Source organism: Aeromicrobium wangtongii (genome assembly GCF_024584515.1).
GTDB lineage: Bacteria > Actinomycetota > Actinomycetes > Propionibacteriales > Nocardioidaceae > Aeromicrobium > Aeromicrobium wangtongii.
In genome coordinates this window covers 2,347,617-2,367,765 of record NZ_CP102173.1, presented here as the reverse complement: position 1 = coordinate 2,367,765, position 20,149 = coordinate 2,347,617, and the positions used below count along the sequence as shown (strand labels likewise).

The following is a 20,149-nucleotide window of genomic DNA, read 5'->3' as shown; positions in this document are numbered from 1 at the left end:
TCGTGATTGACCAGACACTGCGTGATGCCGACAGCAAGATGAACAAGGCTGTGGAGCACACCCGCGAGGAGTTCGCCGCGATCCGCACCGGTCGCGCGCACCCCGCGATGTTCGCGCAGATCACGGCCGAGTACTACGGCCAGCAGACGCCGCTGAACCAGCTCGCCGGCTTCCAGGTGCCCGAGCCGCGCACCGTCATCATCCAGCCGTACGACGCCGGCGCGAAGCCGGCGATCGAGAAGGCCATCCGCGACTCCGACCTGGGCGTCAACCCCAGCGACGACGGCAAGGTGCTGCGCGTGACGCTGCCCGAGCTGACCGAGGACCGCCGCAAGGAGTACATCAAGCTGGCCAAGTCCAAGGCCGAGGACGGACGCATCGCGGTGCGCGGCGTCCGGCGCAACGCCAAGCAGGCGATGGACAAGGCCGAGAAGGACTCCGAGATCAGCAAGGACGACAACACCGGCGCCGAGAAGCGCCTCGACGCGCTGACGAAGAAGCACGTCGAGGCCATCGACGAGCTGTTGAAGAACAAGGAGGCAGAGCTCCTTGAGGTCTGAGTCTCCCGCCGAGGAGACACCCGCGAAGGCGCTCAAGACCAGCCGCGCGGGGCGCAACCTCCCGGCCTCCATCGCCGTGGGCGTCGCCCTGGTGGCGATGGTGGTCGTGTCCCTGACGGTGCTCAAGGAGTCGTTCGTCGTCGTCATCGCGGTGGCGCTGGGCATCGGCCTGTTCGAGCTGGCCCGCGCCTTCTCCACCGCGCGCATCCACCTGCCCGTCCTCCCGGTGATCACCGGTGGCACGATCATGCTGATCGGCGCCTACTACGGCAGCATGGAGACCGCCGCCGTCGCGATGGCGCTGACGGTCCTGGGCACGATGGTGTGGCGCCTGTCCGAGGGTGCCGAAGGATTCGTCCGCGACGTCAGCGCCGGCATCTTCTCGCTGTCGTACCTGTACCTCATGGGCACGTTCGTGGTGCTGATGCTCAAGGAGGCCGACGGCCCCTGGCGCATCGTGGCGTTCATCGCCGCGACGGTCGCCTCCGACATCGGCGGATACGTCGCCGGCGTCCTGTTCGGCAAGCACCCGATGGCACCCACGATCAGCCCGAAGAAGTCCTGGGAGGGCTTCACCGGCTCGATGCTGTTCGGCATCGTCACGGGCATCGTGACCGTCACCTACGCGCTGGACGGCCCGTGGTGGGTCGGCGTCGTGCTGGGCATCGCCGGCGTCGTGTTCGCGACGCTGGGCGACCTGTCGGAGTCGCTGATCAAGCGCGACCTCGGCATCAAGGACATGGGCAACCTGCTGCCCGGACATGGCGGCCTGATGGACCGGCTCGACTCGCTCATCGCGGTGGCCCCTGTCTCGTGGCTGATCCTGTACCTGCTGGTCGACGTCAGCTGACCACCGCCGGGGTCGGTGACCTTCGCGTCATCGGTGCCGGGCACTCTTGGGGCATGTCGATCACGGACGTTCGCGGAGCAGGTCGATGACCGCGCTGCGCGACTACTCCTCGGCCGTGACCCAGCCGACGCTGACCGGCGCGCCGGCGCGCCACGACGAGGTCGTCGCCCCCGACGGGACCCTGCGCCCGGCCTGGCGGCTGCTGGCCGAGCGGGCCGTGCAGCTGACCGGGCCGGACCTGCAGCGCATCGGCGGAGACATCGAGCGCTTCCTGGCCAATGACGGGGTCACCTACACGCCCCCGGAGCAGGAGCCCGGACCGTGGCGGCTCGACGCCTTCCCGCTCGTGATCGAGGCCGCCGAGTGGGCGCCCCTCGAGGTCGGCCTGGCGCAGCGCACGGAGCTGCTCAACGCGATCCTGGTCGATCTGTACGGGCCGCAGCGCCTGCTGTCGTCCGGGGTGCTGCCGCCGGCGGTGGTGTTCTCCCACCGCGGCTTCCTGCGGGTCGCGGCGCGGGCGTCCACCCGCGACCGGCACCCGCTGCTGCTGGCCGCGGCCGATCTGGGGCGCAATGCTGCCGGCGACTGGCAGGTGCTGGCCGATCGCGCCCAGGCCCCGTCCGGCATCGGCTTCGCGATGGAGAACCGGCGGGTCATCTCGCGCGTCCTGCCTGAGCTGTACCGGCAGGCCGGTCTGCACCGGATGGCGCCGTTCTTCCAGGCGCTGCGTGCCACGCTGATCGACTCGGCACCCGGCCACGCCAGCAATCCCCGGGTCGTCGTGCTGTCGCCGGGCACGCACTCCGAGACCGCGTACGACCAGGCGTTCATCGCCTCGAGCCTCGGCTTCCCCCTGGTCGAGGGCAGCGACCTGGTGATGCGCCAGGGCGCCGTGTGGATGCGGGTGTTCGACCGGCTCGAGCGCGTCGACGTCATCCTGCGCCGGGTCGACGCCGACTGGAGCGATGCGCTGGAGCTCCGCAAGGGCTCCCAGCTGGGGGTGTCAGGGCTGTCGGAGGCGGTGCGGCGGGGCACGGTGCGGGTCGTCAACGGCCTGGGCGCCGGGGTCCTCGAGAACCCCGGGATGCTCCCGTACATGTCGGCGATGTGCGAGCTGCTGCTCGACGAGCCGTTGCGCCTGCCCTCGGTCCAGACCTACTGGACCGGCGACCCCCGCTCGATGGCCTACGTGCTGGACCACCTCGACGGACTGATGATCCGCTCGATCGACGGATCGGTGGACGTCGACGACCTCCCGTCCGCCCGGCGGGCCGAGCTGATCCGCGCCGAGCCGCACCGGTTCGTCGGCCAGGAGCTGCTGCCGTTGTCGCAGTCGCCGACGCTGGGTGACCGCGGCCTGCAGCCGAGTGCGCTCACCCTGAGGACGTTCACCCTGCGCTACGGCTCGACGTACCGGCCGCTCGTCGGGGGACTGGCCACGGTGCAGGACGGCAGCCCTCGGCCGTCCAGCAAGGACGTCTGGGTGCTCAAGGACCGGCCCGACGACCCCGACCAAGGGCTCGTCGACGTCCTGCCGCTGACCAACGTCCGGGCGCCCGCCGCGATGGTGCCGCGCGTCCTGGAGGACATGTTCTGGTTCGGCCGCTATGCCGAGCGCGCCGAGGACATGCTGCGCCTGGTGCTGACCGCCCACGCCAGCGCGGAGGACTTCCGGTCCCGCCCGCACAGCGCCGGCGGGGCGTCCCTGGCCGTCCTGATGTCGACCATCGACCGGCTGAGCCCTTCGCGGCACGGCGCCGACGAGCTCGACGAGAACTTCCGGTCGCTGCTGCTGGACGTCCACCGGCCCGGATCGGTGGCGCAGTCGATCAGCGCCCTGCGCGATGCGGCCCAGAGCGTGCGCGACCAGCTCTCCCCGGACGCCTGGCAGGCGTTCAGCTGGACCGAGCGCGCCTCGGCGACGTTGTCGGCGTACCGCTACAGCCACCAGGTCTCCGAGAGCGCCGGGCAGATGCTGACCGGCATCCTGTCCCTGCAGGGTGTCACGGCGAACATGATGCGCGATCCCGCCTGGCGGATGATCTGCACGGGCCGTGCCGTCGAGCGCGGGCTGCAGCTGTGCCACCTGCTCGGGGCGACCACGACGGTGCGGCGCGGCATCGACGTCGACCGGGACGTCAACAATGCGGTGCTCGTGGCCGCCGAGAGCGCCGTGACGCACCGGCGCCGCTACCGCGGCTACGTGCGGGTCAGCGGTGTGCTCGACCTGCTGCTGGCCGATGTCGACAACCCACGCTCGCTGGCAGCCGGGATCGCCGAGCTGCGCCAGCACCTGTCGGCCATGCCCGGGTCCACCGGGTCGACCCGCCCCGAGCGGCTCCTGGACGACCTGGCCGAGGAGCTGGACCGCGCCGACCTCGCGCTGCTGACGGCCGTCGAGGGGGAGCGGCGTCCCCACCTGGACCGCTTCCTGACCGGGTACCTGGGCCAGCTGACCCGCTTCGCCGACGCCGTCGGCGCGCTGCACTTCGCTCCCGGCCCGGTGCCCCGCTCGTTCGGCTTCGCGACGGTGAGCGAATGACCACGCGCCGCTACCGGGTGTCGCACCGCACGACGTACTCCTACGACGAGGACGTCACCGACAGCCTGGGCATCGCCTATCTCGTGCCGCGTGAGCTGCCGTGGCAGCGGATCGTGAGCCGAGAGCTGGACATCACGCCGGCGCCGATCGACCGGTCCGACGACCTGGACTTCTACGGGAACACCGCGACCTACTTCCAGGTCACCCAGCCGCACCGGGCACTGGACATCCTGGCCACCAGCGAGGTGGAGGTGGGCCCGCAGGAGCACTCCACCGAGGCGCTCGCGATGCCCTGGGAGTCCGCCCGGCCCGCGCAGCGCCCGGACGTCGCCGATGCGTGGCGCGCCCAGGATCTCGCGCTCGCCTCGGCGTTGGCCGACCAGACGCCCGAGGCGCACGCCTACGCGGCGCAGTCGCTGACCCCGGGACGCCCGGTGGGGGAGGCGGTCGTGGAGGTCATGCGGCGCATCCACGCCGACTTCACCTACGACAAGACCGCCACGACCGTCAGCACGACGGTCGACGACATCTTCGCCCAGCGGGCCGGGGTCTGCCAGGACTTCGCCCACCTGACCCTGGCCTGCCTGCGCTCGCACGGTCTGGCCGTGCAGTACGTCAGCGGCTACCTCGCCACGACACCGCCGCCGGGCAAGGAACGCATCGTGGGGGCCGATGCGACGCACGCCTGGGCCGCGGTGTGGATTCCCGGCGACGGCTGGCTCGCGATCGACCCGACCAACGACCAGCTGGTCAACGACCGCTACGTCACGGTCGCCTGGGGACGGGACTACTCCGACGTCCCGCCGGTCAAGGGCGTGATCTTCACCGAGGCGAAGACCTCGACGCTGCGGGTCGAGGTCGACGTCGCACCGTTGTGAGCATCCCGCCGCAGGCGGAACCGGCCCGCCACTGACAGACTTGGCGGGTGAAGGCCTTCTCCTGCCGTGTGTGCGGCAACTCCCTGTACTTCGAGAACTCGATCTGCATCACCTGCCACACCAGGCTGGGCTTCTCCCGCGCCGAGCACGCGATCGTCCCGGTCGACGACCAGGGACAGTACGCCGACGCCGACGGCCGCACCTGGTACGTCTGCCGCAACCTGAAGCTCTCGGGCTGCACCTGGCTCACCGAGCGGCCGGGCGACTCCTGCTTCGCGTGCGGCCTGACGCGGACCAGGCCCAATGACGAGGACGTCGAGGCGCTCAAGGAGTACAAGGTCGCCGAGGGTGCCAAGCGCCGCCTCGTGGTCGAGCTGGACACGCTGGGGTTCCCGATCGTGCCGCGCACCGAGGACCCGGTGAACGGGCTGGCCTTCGACCTGCTCTCCAGTGCGAAGCAGAAGGTCACGATCGGTCACGCCAGCGGCATCATCACGCTGGACCTCGCCGAGAGCGATGACGCGCACCGCGAGAAGGTGCGCGTCCAGCTCGACGAGCCCTACCGGACCATGCTGGGGCACTTCCGCCACGAGATCGGGCACTACATCGAGTGGCAGCACGTGCGGGGCGACCTGATCGAGCAGGCGCGTGAGCTGTTCGGCAACGAGGAGGAGAGCTATGCCGATGCGATCGAGCGGCACTACTCCGAGGGGCCTCCCGCGGGATGGGAGGGCCACTACATCAGCATGTACGCCACGATGCACCCGTTCGAGGACTTCGCGGAGACCTTCGCCCACTACATGCACATCTGCGACACGATCGAGACGGCGTCGGCGCACGGCCTGACCACGGTCGCGTCGCCGCAGAGCTTCACCTCGTTCCGCGACCTGGTCGTCGGCGTGTGGATCCCGCTCAGCGTCGCGCTGAACCAGATCAACCGCAGCATGGGCAAGGGACCGCTGTACCCGTTCGTGATCCCTGCGCCGGTGCTCGACAAGCTGCAGTTCGTCGCCGATCTGCCGCGCCGCTGACGGATTCGGGACATTGGGTCCGGGATGAGAGAATGGCCGATGTGTCGACTGTCAATCCGAACCCGCTGCCGCTCGTCTTCGAGCAGAAGCGTGGCCGTGCCAAGCCTCCCCGTCATCTCGCCGATCTGAGCGGTGACGAGCGCGTTGCCGCGGCCGCGGCGCTGGGGGAGCCGGCCTTCCGGGTCAAGCAGGTCGCCCAGCACTACTACGGCCGGCTCGAGCGCGATCCGGCCAACATGACCGACCTCCCCGCGGCCAGCCGCGACCGGATCGTCGCCGAGCTGCTCCCGACACTGCTGAACCCCGTCCGCACGATGGAGGCCGACAAGGGCGCCACGGTCAAGAACCTGTGGAAGCTGTTCGACGGGGCGCTGGTCGAGTCGGTGCTGATGCGCTACACCGACCGGGCCACGATCTGTGTCTCCAGCCAGGCCGGCTGCGGCATGGCGTGCCCGTTCTGCGCGACCGGGCAGGGCGGACTGCAACGCAACATGAGCACCGCCGAGATCGTCGACCAGGTCGTCGACGCCGCCGGCAAGATGGCTCGCGGCGAGATCGCCGGCGGACCGGGGCGCCTGTCGAACGTCGTCTTCATGGGCATGGGCGAGCCGATGGCCAACTACAAGGCCGTCATCGGGGCGGTGCGACGCATGGTCGCGCCGGCGCCCGACGGGCTGGGGATGTCGGCGCGCAACATCACGGTCAGCACCGTGGGACTCGTGCCGCGCATGAAGCAGCTCGCGGACGAGGGCATCCCCGTCACGCTGGCCCTGTCGCTGCACGCCCCCGATGACGAGCTGCGCAACGAGCTCGTGCCGATCAACACCCGCTGGTCGGTGCACGAGGCCGTCGAGGCGGCCTGGGAGTACGCCCAGAAGACCAAGCGCCGGGTCTCGATCGAGTACGCGATGATCAAGGACATCAACGACCAGGCCTGGCGTGCCGACCTGCTCGGCGACGTCCTGCAGTCGTACGGCGACTGGGGCTGGGTGCACGTCAACCTGATCCCGCTGAACCCGACGCCCGGATCGATGTGGACCGCCTCGCGTCCTGAGGACGAGCGCGAGTTCGTGCGCCGGCTCATCGCCAAGGGCATCCCCACCACCGTCCGCGACACCCGCGGCAGCGACATCGACGGCGCCTGCGGACAGCTGGCCGCCACCGAGGTCTGATGCCGCCGAGGCCCCGCGTCGTCGCGACGGACCTGGACGGCACGTTGCTGCGCAGCGACGGGTCGTTGTCGCCGCGCACCCGTGCGGCGATCGCCGCCGCCGAGGCAGCGGGCGTCCCGACCCTGTTCGTGACCGCCCGCCCGCCGCGCTGGCTCGACGAGCTGGCCGATGCGGTCGGCGGTCACGGCGTCGCGATCTGCGGCAACGGCTCGTTCGTGTACGACGTCGCGGCGCGCGAGGTGGTGGCCTCGCGGGGTCACGACGACACGATGATGGCGGCCCTCGTGGCCGATCTGCGCCGGGCGGTCCCGGGCATCGTGTTCGCGGTCGAGCGCGCCGACGGCATGGGCGCCGAGAGGCACTTCCTCTACGACCACGAGCGCGCCGACGCGCACGCGGTCGGGACGTTCGAGCAGATCACCACCGGCCCGGTCGGCAAGCTGCTCGCCCGGCTGCCGGGCGCGGAGCCGCAGGCGTTCCTGGCGCAGGTCGCCGAGCTGGTCGCGGGCCGGGTCGAGCTGGGCTACTCCGGGGCGGTCGGCCTGGCCGAGATGACCGCTCCCGGCGTCACCAAGGCCAGTGGCCTGGCCACGTGGTGCGCCGAGCACGCCATCGCCGCGGCCGAGGTGTGGGCGTGCGGCGACATGCCCAACGACCTGCCCATGCTGGCCTGGGCCGGACGCTCCTTCGCGGTGGGCAATGCGCACCCCGACGTCCTGACGGCGGCGTCGGACGTCATCGGGTCCAACGACGACGATGCCGTCGCGCAGCTGCTGGAGTCGCTGGTCTGACCGCCGTGCCCGGCGTCAGCGGTAGTGCTGCTCGCCGCGGCGGGCCTTCTCGACGACGTCACGGACCCGGGCGGCGCGCACGGCGGGGGTCTTGATGGTCGAGAGCCGGAAGTAGATGCGGAACCGGTCGGCCTTCGGGAGCGATGCGATGAACGCCGCCGCGGTGGGGTCGGCGTCGAGCGCCGCCTGCAGATCGGGTGGGGCTGTCGCGCCCTTGACCCGGTAGGCCGCGTCCCAGCGTCCGTCGGCCTTGGCGCGCTCGACCTCGGCCAGGCCACCGGCCCGCATGCGGCCCTCGGCGATCAGCCGCGCGACGTGCTCGACGTTGATCTGCGACCAGGGACTGTTGCGCCGGCGGGGGGTGAAGGCCTGCAGCATGTAGTCGTCGTCGAGCCGCTTGGACTGGCCGTCGATCCACCCGTGGCACAGCGCCACGTCCAGTGCCTGTGACCACGTGATGCCGGGGGCCGACGAGGTCTTCTTGCGCAGCTTGAGACGCACGCCGCCGTCGTCGGGGTCACCGGCGAGATAGTCCTCCCACTGCGCGAGCGTCAGGTCGAGGATCGGCTTGTCGGCAAAGCTCACCATCGTCCAAGGCTAGGACCGACCGCCGACACCTCGCCACCACGAGGCGCCGTGCCGCGGGCGCCCGCACGGCCGATACCGTTGAGCCATGATCGCCACCACCCGCGACAAGGACGTCGTCGTCCTCGAGCTGCAGCGCGAGGACCGTCGCAACGCCCTGGACGTCGAGCTGTGCCGCGCCATCCACACCGCTGCCGGGCAGGCCGTCGCAGACGGTGCCCGCGTCATCGTCCTGACCGGCAAGGGATCGGCGTTCTGCGCCGGCGCCGACCTGGGCGGCGTGTACGGCTCGGAGTTCCTCGACGCGCTCTACGGCATGCTGCGCGACCTGACCCGGCTGCCCGTGCCGATCATCGCGGCCGTCAACGGCCCCGCGATCGGCGCCGGCACCCAGCTCGCGATGGCCTGCGACCTGCGGGTCGTGGACCAGACGGCGCGCTTCGCGGTGCCGACGGTCCGCAACGGCATGGCCGTGGACGCCTGGACGATCCGCACGCTCGCGCAGCTGGCCGGCATGGGCCCGGCGCGCCGACTGATGCTGGCAGCGGAGTCGCTGGACCGTGACGCGGCGCTGGCCTGCGGGCTGGCCGATCGCGCCGGGACCCTCGCCGACGCCATCGCGTGGGCGCACGAGATCGCGACCTTCGCGCCGTTGACGCTCGCCCACAACAAGCTGGTGCTCAACAGCTCGCACGACGACGACTCGGCGATCGCCACGAGCTTCGCCGCGGTGTGGGCCAGCGCCGACGTCCAGGAGGCCGCTCAGGCACGTCTCGAGAAGCGCCCGCCCGTCTTCAAGGGGAACTGATGACCAACAGCCTCGTGTTCCGCACCCTCGACCGTCAGGTCATCTCCGGGCTCGCCGACGACATCGCCGTCAGCGATGCCCGGGGCACGATGTCGTACGCCCAGCTGCTGCACGAGTCGGCGTGCATCGCTGCGGGCCTGCACCACATGGGCATCGAAGCGGGCACCTTCGTCGTGCTGGACAACCTGCACGGTCGCGACCTGGTCGTCTCGGTCCTGGCCTGTGCCCGCATCACGGCGGTGCCGTCGGCGACCGGCGACTTCCGGCTGGTGGGCACCCCGCCGGTCCTGCACGCTCCCGACACCCAGGTCACGTGGGACGTGCTGGACAAGGCCGGGCGCACCGAGCCGGCCGTGGCTCCGGTGGAGGACCCGGACGGCTACGAGGAGATGCTGCTCGCGGCGCACGGCGACATCTTCCAGGTCCTGCTGGCCGGCGGCGCGATCACCCACCCCTGAGTCAGCGGACGCCCCACGCGTAGGTCTGCTTCTCCAGGCGCAGGTACACGAAGGTCTCGGTCGTCACGACCTGGTCGAGGGCGCTGATCCGCGACGAGATGACGTCCAGCAGCTCGTCGTCGCTCTCGGCGACGAGCTCGGCCAGGATGTCGAAGCGTCCGGTCGTGATGACGATGTAGTCCAGCTGGTCCATCGTCGCCAGCTCGGCGGCGACCTTGCGCACGTCGCCGCTGACCTTGATGCCGACCATCGCCTGCCGGGCGAAGCCCATCTGCAGCGGATCGGTCACGGCCACGACCTGCATGACGCCGCTGTCGATGAGCTTCTGCACCCGGTGACGCACCGCCGCCTCCGACAGGCCCACGTCCTTCGCCATCGCCGAATACGACAGCCGGCCGTCGTCCTGCAGCAGCTCGATGATGCGCTTGGCGGTCTCGTCGAGCTGCGGCCCGCGCACGGTGGACGGCCTGGGGTCGGTCATGACCACATTGTGCCGCATGCGTGCGGCCGAGCCGCAGATCCCCGGCGCGCGAGCGACGATTTCAGGAGTGAAACACACTATTAACAGCGGAATCCCTTGTGCAGACCCCGGCATCTTGCGACTATTCGTGGACACGGGGAGAAGCGAGGGCGATAGATGGCTGGTGTCGACCGACGGACCGTGCTGAAAGGCGTCGGGGGAGCCGCGGCGCTGGGGGTCAGCGCGTTCGCCGTGACCCGCTTCGACACGCCGGACCGCGAGCAGGACCCGGCCACGTGCTCCGCCGAGGACATCTCGGCCACCGACAAGCGCCTGGTGTTCTCCAACTGGCCCGAGTACATCGACGAGGACGACGGTGACTACGTCTCGACCCTGACCCAGTTCGAGAAGGACACCGGCATCAAGGTCCGCTACACCGCCGACGTCAACGACAACAACGAGTTCTTCGCCAAGGTCTCCAACCAGCTCGGCTCGTGCAGCTCGTCCAAGCGGGACCTGTTCGCCCTGACCGACTGGATGGCCGCCCGGATGATCCAGGTGGGCTGGATCCAGAAGCTCGACGCCACCAAGGTGCCCAATCTGCACGCCAACATCATCGACTCGCTGAAGTCGCCCGACTGGGACCCCAAGCGCGAGTACTCCGCGCCGTGGCAGAGCGGTCTGACCGGTATCGCCTACAACAAGGCGAAGGTCGGCGAGATCAAGTCCTTCAAGGAGCTGCTGACCCGCAAGGACCTCAAGGGACGCATCTCGCTGCTGACCGAGATGCGCGACACGATGGCCTTCCTGCTGCTGATCGACGGGGCCGACCCGGCGAACTTCACCCCCGACCAGTGGGACACCGCGGTCGACCTGCTGCGCAAGGCCCGCAGCGACGGGCAGGTGCGCTCGTTCACCGGCAACGAGTACGTCCAGGACCTGGCGTCCGGCAACGTCGTGGCGTGCGAGGCGTGGTCGGGCGACATCGCCAACGCCGGCGACGAGAACCTGGTCTGGATCCCGCCGGAGGAGGGGATCATCATCTGGGCCGACAACATGCTGGTGCCCAACCTGGCGACCCACCAGGCCAACGCCGAGCGGCTGATCGACTACTACTACGAGCCCGAGGTCGCCGCGAAGCTCGCCGCGTACAACAGCTTCATCTGCCCCGTGAAGGGCGCCCAGGAGGCCATGCAGGACGTCGATCCCGAGCAGGTCGACAACGAGCTGATCTTCCCCACCGAGGAGACGCTCTCGAAGACCCATCGCTTCATGGCCCTCGACGAGGCCACGATGCGGACCTACGAAGGGGATTTTGCCGATGTCACAGGTGCATGAGGTGATCGCCGACGACACCCGGTCGCCCGGTTCGAGAGATCTGCGGCTGACGCAGCTCACCAAGGAGTACGCGACGTTCACCGCGGTCAAGTCGCTGGACCTCGTGGTGCCGCAGGGCTCGTTCTTCGCGCTGCTGGGTCCGTCGGGGTGCGGCAAGACCACGACGCTGCGCATGGTGGCGGGTCTGGAGACGCCGACGTCCGGGACGATCCACCTCGGCGACACCGAGGTGACCTACGAGAAGCCGTACAAACGTCCGGTCAACACGGTGTTCCAGAACTATGCCCTGTTCCCGCACCTGGACATCTCCGAGAACGTCGCCTTCGGGCTGAAGCGGCGCGGCATCAAGGACGTCAAGCACCAGGTCAACGACATGCTGGAGCTGGTCGAGCTGACGTCGCAGGCGCACAAGAAGCCCGCCCAGATGTCCGGTGGGCAGCAGCAGCGCGTCGCGCTCGCGCGGGCGCTGATCAACCAGCCCGAGGTGCTGCTGCTGGACGAGCCGCTGGGCGCGCTCGACCTCAAGCTGCGCCGCGGCATGCAGCTGGAGCTCAAGCGCATCCAGACCGAGGTCGGTCTGACCTTCGTGCACGTGACCCACGACCAGGAGGAGGCCATGACGATGGCCGACACCATCGCGGTCATGAACCAGGGCGTCATCGAGCAGATGGGTGCCCCCGACGAGCTGTACGAGAACCCACGCACGACGTTCGTCGCCAATTTCCTGGGCCAGTCGAACCTGATCGGCGGCGAGATCGAGGGACGCGACGGCGACCACGTGCGGGTGCGGGTGCAGGGCGCGCTGGCATCGGTGCCCGGCGAGCGGTCCCACGCCGAGTCGGGCCGCGGCTGGCTGGGCATCCGTCCCGAGAAGGTGCTGATCGCCGAGTCGGGACAGCCGATCGACGCGCCCGGCGACGTCATCACCGGCGGCTACGTCACCGATGTCAGCTTCGTCGGCGTCAGCACGCAGTACCAGGTCATGATGCCGTGGGGGCAGGAGCTCACGGTGTTCGAGCAGAACACCGGGGCGCGTGAGATGCTCCCGGTCGGCACCAAGGTCGACGTCTCGTGGCGTCCGGAGTTCGCCTTCCTGCTCGATGCGAGCCAGGACGCGAAGGCCGGCATCGAGGGGGACCGGTGACGTCCACCGCCGGGGTCGCCCCCGTCCCGGTCGCGGACCCGGTTCCAGACCTCACCGAGGACCCGCCGAGGGGGCGGCGGCTGACCGGGTACTGGTTGATCCTGCCGGCGGCGATCTGGCTCGGCCTGTTCTTCGTCGTCCCGTTCTACTCGCTGATCTCCACCAGCCTGTACGACCCGAACGGCTCGGTGCTGACCGGCTACGAGATGACCTGGCACGTGGCCAACTTCGTCGACGCGATCGGCCAGTACAAGAGCCAGCTGCTGCGCTCGCTCTGGTACGCCGGCGTCGCGACGGCCCTGTGTCTCGTGCTGGGCTATGTCCTGGCCTATGCGATCGCGTTCAAGGCCGGCCGGTGGAAGAACCTGATGCTGATCCTGGTCATCGCGCCGTTCTTCACCAGCTTCCTGCTGCGGACGCTGTCGTGGAAGCTGATCCTGGCCGACGACGGGTTCGTGGTCAACGCGCTGCAGGCCGTGCACGTCCTGGGCCCGGACGCCCGGCTGCTGGCGACCCCGTTCGCGGTGATCGCCGGGCTGACCTACAACTTCCTGCCCTTCATGGTGCTGCCGCTGTACGCGAGCCTGGAGAAGATCGACGGGCGCCTCATCGAGGCGTCCAGCGATCTGTACGCCTCGCCGTTGCGGGGATTCTTCAAGGTCACCTTCCCGCTGTCGATGCCCGGGGTGGTGGCCGGCACGCTGCTGACGTTCATCCCGGCCGCGGGCGACTACATCAACGCCCAGCTGCTGGGCAGCCCCAACGAGCGGATGGTCGGCAACGTGATCCAGAGCCTGTTCACGACCCAGGGGGACTACGCCGCCGCCGGCGCGCTGTCGGTGTCGCTGATGGTCATCATCGTGGCGGCCGTGCTGGTGTACGTCCGCACCGCCGGGACCGAGGACCTGGTGTGACCGGCCTGCGAGGGGTCAGGCGCTGGCTGGGCGACCACCTGATCCTCGGCCTCGGGATCCTGGTGCTGGTCTACACATTCGTGCCGATCGCGGTCGTCGTGCTGATGAGCTTCAACGACAGCAGCCGGTCGCGCAACGTCTACAGGTTCCAGGAGTTCACCCTGGACAACTGGCTGCATCCCGGCAGCTGGGCCAACGGGATGTGGGACTCGGTCGTGCTGAGCATCTCGATCGCCTTCTGGGCCACGCTCGTGGCCACGCTGCTGGGCACGCTGGCGGCGTTCGCCCTGGTGCGGCACCGGTTCGCCGGACGGTCCTCGGCCAACCTGATCATCTTCTTGCCGATGGCCTCGCCCGAGATCGTGATGGGCTCGTCGCTCCTGGCGCTGTTCGTCTCCAGCGGCTTCGGCGGCCAGCTCGGCTTCTGGACGATCCTGATCGCCCACATCATGTTCTGCCTGTCGTTCGTCATCGTGACGGTCAAGGCGCGTCTGGGAGGGCTGGACGACAACCTGGAGCAGGCCGCGATGGACCTGTACGCCACGGAGTGGCAGGCGTTCTGGCGGGTGACGTTCCCGCTCGTCCTGCCCGGCATCGTCGCCGCGGCGCTGCTGAGCTTCTCGCTGTCGTTCGACGACTTCATCATCACGAACCTGAACTCGGGCCAGTCGGTGACGTTCCCGATGTTCGTGTGGGGCTCGGCCCAGCGCGGCGTCCCGATGGAGGTCAACGTCATCGGCACCGCGATGTTCCTGATCGCCGTGACGATCGTCGTCTCCGCCGACGTGGCCCGCCGCCGCCAGGCCAAGGCCCTCGCCGCCTGACCCCCACCACCCCCGTGCCGGGCCGGTGGGTGACGGTTTACCACGGTCCCTCCGCAAACGTCGTCCGCCCAAGGGAGGTTTCCCGTGGGCGGACGACGTTTGGGTGGGGCGGACGCTTCGCCGCGACGGTTTGCCTGGGGACCGTGGTAAACCGTCGCGGCCGCGAACCTAGATCAGGCCCTCGGCCTCGGTCAGCACCGAGCGGAGGATCTGCTCGATCTCGTCGAAGTGGGACTGGTCGGCGATCAGCGGGGGAGCCAGCTGGATGACCGGGTCCCCGCGGTCGTCGGCGCGGCAGTACAGGCCGCCCTCGAACAGCGCCTTGGACAAGAACCCGCGCAGCAGACGCTCGGACTCCGCTTCGTCGAACGAGGCCTTGCTGGCCTTGTCCTTGACCAGCTCGATGCCGTAGAAGTAGCCGTCCCCGCGGACGTCGCCGACCAGGTCGAGGTCGAGCAGCTTCTCCAGGGTCGAGCGGAATGCACCCTCGTTGCGCAGCACGTGACCGTTGAGGTCCTCGCGCTCGAAGATGTCCAGATTCGCCATCGCGACCGCTGCGGACACGGGATGGCCGCCGAAGGTGTACCCGTGCATGAAGGACGTGCTGCCCTGCAGGAACGGCTCCATCAGCCGGTCGGACGCGATCATCGCCCCGAGCGGCGAGTAGCCGGACGTCAGACCCTTCGCGCAGGTGATCATGTCGGGCTGGTAGTCGAACTTGGTCGCGCCGAACATCTCGCCGAGCCGGCCGAAGGCGCAGATGACCTCGTCGGAGACCAGCAGGACGTCGTGCTCGTCGCAGATCTCCCGCACCCGCTCGAAGTAGCCCGGCGGTGGCGGGAAGCAGCCGCCCGCATTCTGAACCGGCTCGAGGAACACCGCGGCGACGGTGTCGGCGCCCTCGGCCAGGATCGCGTCCTCGATGCGGTCCGCGGCCCAGCGGCCGAAGGACTGCAGCTGCTCCTTCTCGTCGCTGAACCCGCCGAGCGACGAGTCGGGCGCGCGGTAGAAGTTGGTGTTGGGCACGTGGGACGTCGACGGCACCAGCGGCTCGAACATCTGCTTCATCGCCGGGATACCGGTGATCGACAGCGCTCCGTGCGGGGTGCCGTGGTAGGCGACCTGCCGGCTGATGACCTTGGTCTTGGCCGGCTTGCCGGTCAGCTTGAAGTACTGCTTGGCCAGCTTCCAGGCCGTCTCGACGGCCTCGCCACCGCCGCTGGTGAAGAACACCCGGTTCAGGTCGCCGGGCGCGTACGAGGCGATCCGCTCGGCGAGCAGGATCGCGTTGGGGTGCGCGAACGTCCACAGCGGGAAGAACGCCAGCTCCTTGGCCTGCTTGGCGGCGGCCTCGGCCAGCTCCTCGCGCCCGTGACCGGCCTGCACGACGAACAGCCCGGCCAGCCCGTCCAGGTACTTGCGGCCCGCGGCGTCCCAGATGTACATCCCGTCACCCTTGGTGATGATCGGGATGTCGTGGGTGTCGTCATAGCTCCCGTGGCGGGAGAAGTGCATCCACAGGTGCCGCTTGCCCGCGCGCTGCAGGTGGTCCAGATCGTCGTTGCTCATGCGCCCAGTATCGCGAGGGGTCCGGACCAAAGACAAGGGATTTCGTCGTGTCATCCATTGTTTACTTCGGAATCCGTTGCTCGGCCCCGACCCGGTGGGGTTGGATGGGCGCATGAGCGGTCCCATCACCAATGTCATCGACGGCCAGCTGCGCCCCGCCGCGAGCGGGCGCACGTACGACGTCATCGATCCCTCCACCGGGCAGGTCCACACGACGGCTCCGCTGTCGGACGCCGAGGACGTCGACCTGGCCTACGGCGCGGCGTCCCGGGCGTTCGAGTCATGGCGCGACACGACCCCCTACGAGCGCTCGACGATGCTTCACCGCCTGGCGGCGGCGATCGAGTCGCGGGCCGAGGAGATCGTCGAGGTGGAGTGCCGCGACACCGGCAAGCCCAAGGCGCTGACCCTGACCGAGGAGCTGCACGGGCAGGCGATGGACGCGATCACGTTCTTCGCCGGGGCCGCCCGGGTGCTGGAGGGACGGTCGGCGGGGGAGTACCTGCGTGGGCACACCTCGATGATCCGGCGCGAGCCGATCGGTGTCGTCGGTCAGGTGACGCCCTGGAACTACCCGTTCGTCATGGCGATCTGGAAGATCGCACCCGCGCTGGCGGCGGGCAACACGATCGTCCTGAAGCCGAGCGACACGACGCCCGCCTCGACGGCGCTGCTGGCGCAGATCGCGCAGGAGTTCCTCCCGCCCGGCGTCCTGAACGTGGTCTGCGGGGATCGTGAGACCGGCAAGGCGCTGGTCGCGCATCCGGCGCCCCAGATGGTCGCGATCACCGGCTCGGTGCGCGCCGGGATGGAGGTGGCCGCTGCTGCGGCGGCCGGGTTGAAGAAGCCGCACCTGGAGCTCGGCGGCAAGGCGCCGGTCGTGGTGTTCGACGACGCCGACCTGGAGGCGGCGGCAGCGGGCATCGCGGGTGCGGGTTACTTCAACGCGGGCCAGGACTGCACCGCGGCGACCCGGGTGCTCGTGCACCCCCGGGTCGCGGCGGACTTCACCGCGGCGCTGACCGAGGCCGCCCGGGCGACGAGGGTCGGTGTCCCGGACGACGACGTCGACATGGGGCCGGTCAACAACGCCCAGCAGCTCGCGCACGTGGCCGGTTTCCTGGACGACCTGCCCGATCACGCGACCGTCGAGACCGGCGGCCGCCGCATCCCGGGGCTCGGTGACGGCTACTTCTTCGAGCCGACCGTGCTCTCGGGCCTGCGCCAGGAGGATCGGGCCAGCCAGGACGAGATCTTCGGCCCGGTCATCACGGTGCAGCAGTTCGGCGACGAGGACGAGGCCGTTCGGTGGGCCAACGGGGTCGAGTACGGATTGTCGTCATCGGTGTGGACCAAGGACCACGGCCGGGCGATGCGGATGGCCCGGCGCCTCGACTTCGGCTGCGTGTGGATCAACACCCACATCCCGATCGTCGCCGAGATGCCGCACGGCGGGTTCAAGCACTCCGGCTACGGCAAGGACCTGTCGATGTACGGCCTGGAGGACTACACGCGCATCAAGCACGTCATGACCAGTCTGGAGGCCTGACCGCCCATGAAGATCCTGCTGATCGGCGCCGGTGGCGTCGGCGCTGCATTCTGCGCCATCGCCGCCCGGCGCGACTTCTTCGAGACGGTGGTCGTGGCCGACTACGCGCTGGCCAGTGCGGAGCGTGCCGTCGAGGCCGTCGCGGACCCGCGCTTCACGGCCGCCCAGGTCGATGCCTCGGACGCCGCCTCGGTCGAGGCGCTGGTCCGTGCCTCAGGTGCCACCCATGTCATGAACGCGGTCGACCCGCGATTCGTGATGCCGATCTTCGACGGTGCGCTCGCCGCGGGCGCGGACTACCTCGACATGGCGATGAGCCTGTCGCGCCCGCACCCGGAGCAACCGCACGGGCTGACCGGCGTCAAGCTCGGCGACGAGCAGTTCGCGGCGACCGACCGGTGGGAGTCGGCCGGCCGCCTGGCGCTGGTCGGCATCGGCGTGGAGCCGGGGCTGTCCGACGTCTTCGCCCGCTATGCCGCAGACCACCTGTTCAGCCAGATCGACGAGCTGGGCGTCCGCGACGGCGCCAATCTGACCGTTGACGGCTACGACTTCGCGCCGTCGTTCTCGATCTGGACCACGATCGAGGAGTGCCTCAACCCGCCGGTGATCTGGCAGGACGGGCAGTGGTTCACGACCGCGCCGTTCAGCGAGCCGGAGATCTTCGACTTCCCCGAGGGCATCGGCCCGGTCGAGTGCGTCAACGTCGAGCACGAGGAGGTGCTGCTGATGCCCCGCTGGATCGAGACGAAGCGGGCGACGTTCAAGTACGGCCTCGGCAACGAGTTCATCGAGGTGCTCAAGACCCTGCACATGCTCGGCCTGGACTCGACCGACAAGGTCAACGTCCCGGCCGTCGTGGGCGGACGCCCGGTGATCGCGCCGATCTCGCCGCGCGACGTCGTGGCGGCGTGCCTGCCGAATCCGGCGACCCTGGGCGACCGGATGCACGGCAAGACCTGCGCCGGGCTGTGGGTGAGGGGCACTGGCAAGGATGGCCAGCCGCGGTCGACGTACCTGTACCACGTGGTCGACAACGACTGGTCGATGCAGGAGTACGGCCATCAGTGCGTCGTGTGGCAGACGGCGGTGAACCCGGTCGTGGCGCTGGAGCTGCTGGCGACCGGTGTCTGGAGCGGTGCCGGCGTCCTCGGACCGGAGGCATTCGACGCCGTCCCGTTCCTGGACCTGCTGCGCGATGGGTACGACTCGCCGTGGGGACAGCAGGAAATGAGCCGTGGGTCACATTTTGGACTATCCTGACGGCGTCCGCCCTGAGGAGGCCGAATGCCCAAGCGCGAGATCGTCCCCGACCCCATCGTCACGGTGATCGACGACTACGACGGCAAGGAATTACCCCCGGACACGCCGCCCGAGCGCTATCTCCTGCGCGGGCGAACGTACGACCTCTACCTGTCCAAGGAGTCGAAGCAGGCCGTCGACTCATTCCTCGACCAGCTGGTCGACGGAGCGCAGGAGGTCCGCGACACCACATCCCCGACCCAGCGGCGACGCCGCAGTGGCGGTGGCGGTGGCGGTGTCAGGATCCGCGACGGGTTCACGATCCACGACCTGCGCGAGTGGGCCCGCGCCAACGGCCACGAGGTCAGCGACAACCGGCGGGCGCCCACGAAGGTGATCGAGGCGTTCAACGAAGCACACTCATCCTCGCGCTGAGACCGGTCTCAGGCAGGGACGTGGTCGATCCCGGCCGCTTCGCAGGCATGGGCCCAGATCGCGCGCCGCGCGGACGGGTCGTCGGCGTGCCGGGGCAGGAAGTACGTCGGCCGGGCACGCCGGTCCGACCAGAACGTGCCGGTCGACGCAGCTGCCAAGGGTGAGGCGGTGAGCCAGACGATCGTGTCAGCGCCCTGCTCGGGGGTGCGCAGGATCGGACCCGCGATCTTCGCGAACCGCGGCAGCGAGTCGGTGACGCCCGGCGTGTCGGCCCAGCCCGGGTGCATGCTGTGCACCGTGATGCCGTCGCCGGAGTAGCGTCCGGCCATCAGCTCGGCCATCGTGACCTGCATCCGCTTGGTGCGGGCGTACGCGCGCACCGGCTCGTAGTCGCTGCGCTCGTACTCGACGTCCTCACCGATCGTGCGGTCCAGGGGCGCGGAGTACATGCCGCCCGAGGACACGATGACGACCCGCGGCGAGTCGGCCGCCGCGAGGTTTTCGCGCAGCAGCTCGGTCAGCAGCAGCGGGCCGATGACGTGCGTGGCCAGCGCCAGCTCGTGGCCCTGGGCGGTCTCGGTGCGCTCCGGCGGCATCACGCCGGCATCGTGGACGATCGCGTGCAGGACGGGAACCCGGGTGCCCAGATCGGCGGCGTAGGCCCGAACGGAGTCCAGGTCGCTGACATCGCAGACCTCCTCCAGCAGCCGGGCGTCCGGGACGTCCGAGCGGATGAGCGCGGCGGACTCACGGAGCCGGTCGGCGCCTCGGCCCACGAGGTGGACGGTCGCGCCGAGCCGGGCGATCCCGGTGGCCGCCGCCCGGCCGAGGCCGCTGCTGCCGCCCGTGACGACGACGTGGCGGCCCACCAGCGACCCCGGCTCCGGATCGGCGGGCCACCAGCGCCGGCGCACCGCCGGGCCGATCGAGGAGTACCCGAGCACCAGGGACTTGTCGAGCAGCGTGTCGACGGCGGACGTCAGGCGTGAAGGCATGTCA

At 69.7% G+C, this 20,149-nt stretch carries 20 protein-coding genes; 16 read left to right on the top strand and 4 right to left on the bottom strand.

Going from position 1 to position 20,149, the window contains the following annotated elements; all coding sequences use genetic code 11:
- The first annotated feature begins 38 nt into the window (after window positions 1-38).
- From frr to NQV15_RS11595, 7 genes are all read left to right on the top strand, one after another.
- Window positions 39-560, top strand: a complete 522-nt coding sequence (frr, locus tag NQV15_RS11625; RefSeq protein ID WP_255670025.1) for a ribosome recycling factor — start codon at window positions 39-41, stop codon at window positions 558-560.
- Window positions 550-1,410 (top strand): phosphatidate cytidylyltransferase, encoded by an 861-nt coding sequence (locus NQV15_RS11620; protein ID WP_232400025.1) that lies wholly within the window; start codon window positions 550-552, stop codon window positions 1,408-1,410. Before frr ends, NQV15_RS11620 begins: the two co-directional genes overlap by 11 nt.
- Before the next feature lie 85 nt (window positions 1,411-1,495).
- Window positions 1,496-3,952: a circularly permuted type 2 ATP-grasp protein gene (locus tag NQV15_RS11615; protein WP_232400024.1), complete on the top strand. Its 2,457-nt coding sequence runs from the start codon at window positions 1,496-1,498 to the stop codon at window positions 3,950-3,952.
- Window positions 3,949-4,830 carry a transglutaminase family protein gene (locus tag NQV15_RS11610; protein WP_232400023.1) on the top strand — a complete coding sequence of 294 codons (882 nt, stop codon included), beginning with the start codon at window positions 3,949-3,951 and terminating at the stop codon, window positions 4,828-4,830. Before NQV15_RS11615 ends, NQV15_RS11610 begins: the two co-directional genes overlap by 4 nt.
- Before the next feature lie 47 nt (window positions 4,831-4,877).
- The gene (locus NQV15_RS11605) at window positions 4,878-5,861 is read left to right on the top strand and encodes a zinc-binding metallopeptidase family protein (RefSeq protein WP_232400022.1); all 984 of its coding nucleotides are present in this window, start codon (window positions 4,878-4,880) and stop codon (window positions 5,859-5,861) included.
- Between the two features lie 32 nt (window positions 5,862-5,893).
- Window positions 5,894-7,033 carry a 23S rRNA (adenine(2503)-C(2))-methyltransferase RlmN gene (gene rlmN / locus NQV15_RS11600; protein WP_372490361.1) on the top strand — a complete coding sequence of 380 codons (1,140 nt, stop codon included), beginning with the start codon at window positions 5,894-5,896 and terminating at the stop codon, window positions 7,031-7,033.
- Window positions 7,033-7,824, top strand: coding sequence for an HAD family hydrolase (locus tag NQV15_RS11595; RefSeq protein WP_232400020.1), 792 nt, complete (start codon window positions 7,033-7,035; stop codon window positions 7,822-7,824). The genes rlmN and NQV15_RS11595 overlap by 1 nt, the downstream gene beginning before the upstream one ends.
- Before the next feature lie 15 nt (window positions 7,825-7,839).
- Here the strand turns inward: NQV15_RS11595 and NQV15_RS11590 are convergent, their stop codons facing one another.
- Window positions 7,840-8,412 carry a YdeI/OmpD-associated family protein gene (locus NQV15_RS11590; protein WP_232400019.1) on the bottom strand — a complete coding sequence of 191 codons (573 nt, stop codon included), beginning with the start codon at window positions 8,410-8,412 and terminating at the stop codon, window positions 7,840-7,842.
- 85 nt (window positions 8,413-8,497) lie between these two features.
- Between NQV15_RS11590 and NQV15_RS11585 the strand changes: the two genes are divergently transcribed.
- Both NQV15_RS11585 and NQV15_RS11580 read left to right on the top strand, forming a co-directional pair.
- On the top strand, window positions 8,498-9,217 hold the full coding sequence (locus NQV15_RS11585) for an enoyl-CoA hydratase (RefSeq protein WP_232400018.1): 720 nt from the start codon (window positions 8,498-8,500) through the stop codon (window positions 9,215-9,217).
- Window positions 9,217-9,675 carry an AMP-binding protein gene (locus tag NQV15_RS11580; RefSeq protein WP_232400017.1) on the top strand — a complete coding sequence of 153 codons (459 nt, stop codon included), beginning with the start codon at window positions 9,217-9,219 and terminating at the stop codon, window positions 9,673-9,675. Before NQV15_RS11585 ends, NQV15_RS11580 begins: the two co-directional genes overlap by 1 nt.
- Window position 9,676: 1 nt before the next feature.
- Here the strand turns inward: NQV15_RS11580 and NQV15_RS11575 are convergent, their stop codons facing one another.
- Entirely contained in the window at window positions 9,677-10,156 is a 480-nt protein-coding gene (locus tag NQV15_RS11575; protein WP_232400016.1) for an Lrp/AsnC family transcriptional regulator, read from the bottom strand.
- Window positions 10,157-10,312: 156 nt separating this feature from the next.
- Between NQV15_RS11575 and NQV15_RS11570 the strand changes: the two genes are divergently transcribed.
- The 4 genes from NQV15_RS11570 to NQV15_RS11555 are packed head-to-tail and all read left to right on the top strand — an operon-like array spanning window position 10,313 to window position 14,355.
- Window positions 10,313-11,473 (top strand): polyamine ABC transporter substrate-binding protein, encoded by a 1,161-nt coding sequence (locus tag NQV15_RS11570; RefSeq protein WP_232400015.1) that lies wholly within the window; start codon window positions 10,313-10,315, stop codon window positions 11,471-11,473.
- Entirely contained in the window at window positions 11,457-12,617 is a 1,161-nt protein-coding gene (locus tag NQV15_RS11565) for an ABC transporter ATP-binding protein (protein ID WP_232400014.1), read from the top strand. The genes NQV15_RS11570 and NQV15_RS11565 overlap by 17 nt, the downstream gene beginning before the upstream one ends.
- A complete protein-coding gene (locus NQV15_RS11560) occupies window positions 12,614-13,531 on the top strand; it encodes an ABC transporter permease (RefSeq protein WP_232400013.1) in 918 nt (305 codons plus the stop codon). Before NQV15_RS11565 ends, NQV15_RS11560 begins: the two co-directional genes overlap by 4 nt.
- Window positions 13,528-14,355 (top strand): ABC transporter permease, encoded by an 828-nt coding sequence (locus tag NQV15_RS11555; RefSeq protein ID WP_232400012.1) that lies wholly within the window; start codon window positions 13,528-13,530, stop codon window positions 14,353-14,355. The genes NQV15_RS11560 and NQV15_RS11555 overlap by 4 nt, the downstream gene beginning before the upstream one ends.
- Window positions 14,356-14,523: 168 nt before the next feature.
- On the opposite strand, the gene NQV15_RS11550 is transcribed toward NQV15_RS11555, so the two are convergent.
- Window positions 14,524-15,924, bottom strand: a complete 1,401-nt coding sequence (locus NQV15_RS11550; protein WP_232400011.1) for an aspartate aminotransferase family protein — start codon at window positions 15,922-15,924, stop codon at window positions 14,524-14,526.
- Window positions 15,925-16,036: 112 nt separating this feature from the next.
- Between NQV15_RS11550 and NQV15_RS11545 the strand changes: the two genes are divergently transcribed.
- Genes NQV15_RS11545 through NQV15_RS11535 form a run of 3 tightly spaced genes read left to right on the top strand, consistent with a single transcriptional unit; the run spans window position 16,037 to window position 19,150 of the window.
- The gene (locus NQV15_RS11545) at window positions 16,037-17,473 is read left to right on the top strand and encodes a gamma-aminobutyraldehyde dehydrogenase (protein ID WP_232400010.1); all 1,437 of its coding nucleotides are present in this window, start codon (window positions 16,037-16,039) and stop codon (window positions 17,471-17,473) included.
- A gap of 6 nt (window positions 17,474-17,479) precedes the next feature.
- On the top strand, window positions 17,480-18,736 hold the full coding sequence (locus NQV15_RS11540; protein ID WP_232400009.1) for a saccharopine dehydrogenase family protein: 1,257 nt from the start codon (window positions 17,480-17,482) through the stop codon (window positions 18,734-18,736).
- A 24-nt stretch (window positions 18,737-18,760) separates the two neighbouring features.
- Window positions 18,761-19,150: an Lsr2 family DNA-binding protein gene (locus NQV15_RS11535; RefSeq protein ID WP_232400008.1), complete on the top strand. Its 390-nt coding sequence runs from the start codon at window positions 18,761-18,763 to the stop codon at window positions 19,148-19,150.
- A gap of 8 nt (window positions 19,151-19,158) precedes the next feature.
- Here the strand turns inward: NQV15_RS11535 and NQV15_RS11530 are convergent, their stop codons facing one another.
- The gene (locus tag NQV15_RS11530) at window positions 19,159-20,145 is read right to left on the bottom strand and encodes an SDR family NAD(P)-dependent oxidoreductase (protein ID WP_232400007.1); all 987 of its coding nucleotides are present in this window, start codon (window positions 20,143-20,145) and stop codon (window positions 19,159-19,161) included.
- Between the last annotated feature and the right edge of the window lie 4 nt (window positions 20,146-20,149).

What these genes read in the sequence shown, in the direction of transcription:
- frr (WP_255670025.1), top strand. Translation starts at nt 39, where the DNA reads ATGAACAAGGCTGTGGAGCACACCCGCGAGGAGTTCGCCGCGATCCGC.
- NQV15_RS11595 (WP_232400020.1), top strand. Translation starts at nt 7,033, where the DNA reads ATGCCGCCGAGGCCCCGCGTCGTCGCGACGGACCTGGACGGCACGTTG.
- NQV15_RS11590 (WP_232400019.1), bottom strand. Translation starts at nt 8,412, where the DNA reads ATGGTGAGCTTTGCCGACAAGCCGATCCTCGACCTGACGCTCGCGCAG.
- NQV15_RS11565 (WP_232400014.1), top strand. Translation starts at nt 11,457, where the DNA reads ATGTCACAGGTGCATGAGGTGATCGCCGACGACACCCGGTCGCCCGGT.
- NQV15_RS11610 (WP_232400023.1), top strand. Translation starts at nt 3,949, where the DNA reads ATGACCACGCGCCGCTACCGGGTGTCGCACCGCACGACGTACTCCTAC.
- NQV15_RS11570 (WP_232400015.1), top strand. Translation starts at nt 10,313, where the DNA reads ATGGCTGGTGTCGACCGACGGACCGTGCTGAAAGGCGTCGGGGGAGCC.
- NQV15_RS11540 (WP_232400009.1), top strand. Translation starts at nt 17,480, where the DNA reads ATGAAGATCCTGCTGATCGGCGCCGGTGGCGTCGGCGCTGCATTCTGC.
- NQV15_RS11585 (WP_232400018.1), top strand. Translation starts at nt 8,498, where the DNA reads ATGATCGCCACCACCCGCGACAAGGACGTCGTCGTCCTCGAGCTGCAG.
- NQV15_RS11580 (WP_232400017.1), top strand. Translation starts at nt 9,217, where the DNA reads ATGACCAACAGCCTCGTGTTCCGCACCCTCGACCGTCAGGTCATCTCC.
- NQV15_RS11530 (WP_232400007.1), bottom strand. Translation starts at nt 20,145, where the DNA reads ATGCCTTCACGCCTGACGTCCGCCGTCGACACGCTGCTCGACAAGTCC.
- NQV15_RS11535 (WP_232400008.1), top strand. Translation starts at nt 18,761, where the DNA reads ATGCCCAAGCGCGAGATCGTCCCCGACCCCATCGTCACGGTGATCGAC.
- NQV15_RS11550 (WP_232400011.1), bottom strand. Translation starts at nt 15,924, where the DNA reads ATGAGCAACGACGATCTGGACCACCTGCAGCGCGCGGGCAAGCGGCAC.
- NQV15_RS11545 (WP_232400010.1), top strand. Translation starts at nt 16,037, where the DNA reads ATGAGCGGTCCCATCACCAATGTCATCGACGGCCAGCTGCGCCCCGCC.
- rlmN (WP_372490361.1), top strand. Translation starts at nt 5,894, where the DNA reads ATGGCCGATGTGTCGACTGTCAATCCGAACCCGCTGCCGCTCGTCTTC.
- NQV15_RS11615 (WP_232400024.1), top strand. Translation starts at nt 1,496, where the DNA reads ATGACCGCGCTGCGCGACTACTCCTCGGCCGTGACCCAGCCGACGCTG.
- NQV15_RS11575 (WP_232400016.1), bottom strand. Translation starts at nt 10,156, where the DNA reads ATGACCGACCCCAGGCCGTCCACCGTGCGCGGGCCGCAGCTCGACGAG.